Origin of the sequence: Kribbella antibiotica (assembly GCF_004349055.1) — a bacterium.
Taxonomy (GTDB): Bacteria; Actinomycetota; Actinomycetes; order Propionibacteriales; family Kribbellaceae; genus Kribbella; species Kribbella antibiotica.
On sequence record NZ_SMKX01000283.1, the window covers coordinates 1 to 2693 of the forward strand.

The window sequence follows — 2693 nt, forward strand, 5'->3', positions numbered from 1 at the left end:
GGGTTGGTGTCGGGGGTGCCGGTCATGAGGTGTTCGAGGAGGGTGGCGGCTTCGCGGCCGAGGGTGTCTCGGGGCATGGAGACGGTGGTGAGGGTGGATTGGCCGGTCCAGTCGAGGGACAGGTTGTCGAAGCCGACGACTGACAGGTCTGTCGGTACGGCGATATCTAGCTGTTGGAGCCGGGTGAGGGCACCCTGGGCTACTAGGTCGTTGTAGGTGACGACCGCGGTCGCGCCGGTCGGCAGGATCTGGTCGGCGACGCGATGACCGTCAACCGCGGTGGCGCCGCACGGGATGACGGTGACGTGGAGGCCGAAGGCTGCGGCCGCCTCCAACGCGCGGATGCGTTCGGCGTTGGCCCAGGAGGCTTCGGGGCCGCTGAGGTAGGCGACTTCGCGGTGGCCGAGTTGGGCCAGGTGGCCGCAGATGAGCGTCGTACCGCCGTAGAAGTCGACGGAGATCGACGGTACGGCGAGGCCGGGGACGATGCGGTTGACCAGGACCATCGGGTGGCCGCGGTCGGCGAGTTCGACGAGTTGGTCGCGGCGCATGCGGGGTGAGCAGAGCAGGAGGCCGTCGCAGCTGCGGAGGAGGTCGGCGACGAGTTCGGGCTCGACGGCCGGGTTCTCTTCGGACTCCATGATCATCACGCGGTGGCCGTTGGCGCGAGCGACGGCGCTGACGGCTTTGAGGATCTCTGGGAAGTACGGGTTGGCGAGGTCCGGGACGAGGACGCCGATCGTCCCCCAGCGCCCTTTCGCCAACCCCTGAGCGGCCGCGTTCGGGCGGTAGCCGAGGGCGCGGACAGCCGTCTGGACGCGGTCGGCGAGGGCGGCGTCGACCTTGGCCGTCCCGTTGAGGACCCGGGAGACGGTGGCCGGCGAGACACCGGCGGCCGCGCCGACATCGGTGATCGTCACCCGCTGCGTACTGGCTCGCGACTGTCTCACCTCCTCTGAAATCCCTTTCTTAGAATCAATCATCCACAAGGTCATGCACAACCTGTGGATATGAAACCGCTTTCTCAGCTCTTGCCGCGGCCGACCCGCCGGATCTACTCTGAGCGAACCCCTTCCGGCAAGCGTTTACCCACAAGGAGCGGCTCGTGCGCCATGGCGTCTTCGCGTACACCTGGGACCTGGTCGGCGACCCTGAGGCCGCCGCCCGGATCGCCGACCTGGGCGCAAATACCGTGACCCTGCAGGCGGCGTACCACGCTGTCCGCGGGATCACCCCGTGGCACCCGGCACACCGCGTCGTCCACGCCGAACACGCTGCCGCCTACTTCCCGATCCGCGCCGACCGCTGGTCCGGCCTCCGTCCGCTGGCCCCGACCTGGGCTGTGGATAACCCAGACCGCTTCGGTACGGCGGCCGCCGCGCTCACCGCCGCCGGATTGTCGGTGGAAGCGTGGCTGGTGCTCACCCATTCGTCCGCAGTCGGCACTGCCCATCCGGACGTGACCGTGCGGAACGCGTACGGCGAGCGCTACCCGTATGCGCTGTGTCCTTCGCATCAAGCGGTCCGCGACTACGCACTGACGATCGTGAGCGAGGTCTGCGCCCAGTACGACGTCGACCTGATGCTCGAAGCGTGCGGCTGGCTCGGCTTCGACCACGGCAGCCACCACGAGAAGACCGAAGGCGCCAACCTGTCGGCCAGCGCCCGCCGCCTCCTCTCCCTCTGCTTCTGCCCTGCCTGCCGTACGGCGCTCGGTCCCGAAGCCGACCGCCTAGCCGCGTCAGTGCGCAGCGCCGTCGACGCGGAACTGCACGGGGTATCCGCCGACCCAATCGACGCCACGGCCGTCCTCAACCACCGAGCCACAGTCATCGCCGAACTGGTCCGCGAGGCCAAGTCCCTAGCCGGCAACCGCCGTGTGTTGTTGATGGCCGCCGACGATCCCTGGGTTACCGGACCCGACGTGGGCATCGACTTCCAGAACGTCCAGCCAGACGCCTTCGTGCTCAAATGCTGGGGCGATACGAACGCAGCCGCCCAACAGCTGAAAGCTGCAGCCGCCCGAACCGACATCCCGCTGGTAGCGAATGTGACAGCCCTCAACACCGAATGGGACGGCGTGAGCGAACTCCTCGAAGCCGGCGCCGCCGAGGTGAGGTACTACCACGCAGGGCTCGGCTCAAGAGATCGCCTGGACCGAATCCGCACCGCAATCACGGGAACCCGAAGATGAGGCGCGGAAACGAACCCGGGCCAGGTGAGGGTAGGGCTGAGGTCGTGCTGGTGATGCTGCCGGAGCTGGCGGCGGAGACAGCTGACTGGCCTGGCCGGTTGGAGGCGGCGGCTCCGGGGCTCCGAGTGGTGGCACCGGGCGAGGCTGCGGACGCAATCGCCGAGGCGGATGCGGCGTACGGCGTACTGCCGGAGGAGTTGCTGGGGCGGGCGACCAGGTTGCGGTGGTTGCAGGCTCCTCAGGCTGGGCCGGCGCCGGACTTCTACTACCCAGCGCTGGTTGAGCATCCGGTGACCGTGACGAATATGCGGGACACCTACACCGATCACGTGGCGGCTCACACGCTGGCGTTGGTGTTGGCGATGGCTCGGGGGTTGCCTCGGTATGTGCTGGACCAGCAGGCGGTGCGGTGGGCACCGGACTGGGATCCAGGGTCGGTACTGGCGCTTAGTGAGGCGAACGCGCTGATCATCGGGGCTGGGGCGGTGGGGGCTGAGGT

Annotated in this window: 3 protein-coding genes; 2 read left to right on the plus strand and 1 reads right to left on the minus strand. The window is 68.3% G+C overall.

Annotated elements, in window-relative coordinates:
* Positions 1 to 950: LacI family DNA-binding transcriptional regulator (locus tag E1263_RS42160; RefSeq protein ID WP_202869315.1), on the minus strand; the 950-nt coding region annotated here is incomplete at its 3' end.
* Between the two features lie 155 nt (positions 951 to 1105).
* Between E1263_RS42160 and E1263_RS42165 the strand changes: the two genes are divergently transcribed.
* Positions 1106 to 2194 carry a hypothetical protein gene (locus E1263_RS42165; RefSeq protein WP_132178064.1) on the plus strand — a complete coding sequence of 363 codons (1089 nt, stop codon included), beginning with the start codon at positions 1106 to 1108 and terminating at the stop codon, positions 2192 to 2194.
* Positions 2195 to 2247: 53 nt separating this feature from the next.
* A partial coding sequence (locus E1263_RS42170) for a Rossmann-fold NAD(P)-binding domain-containing protein (protein WP_475009306.1) occupies positions 2248 to 2693 on the plus strand: 446 nt, incomplete at its 3' end.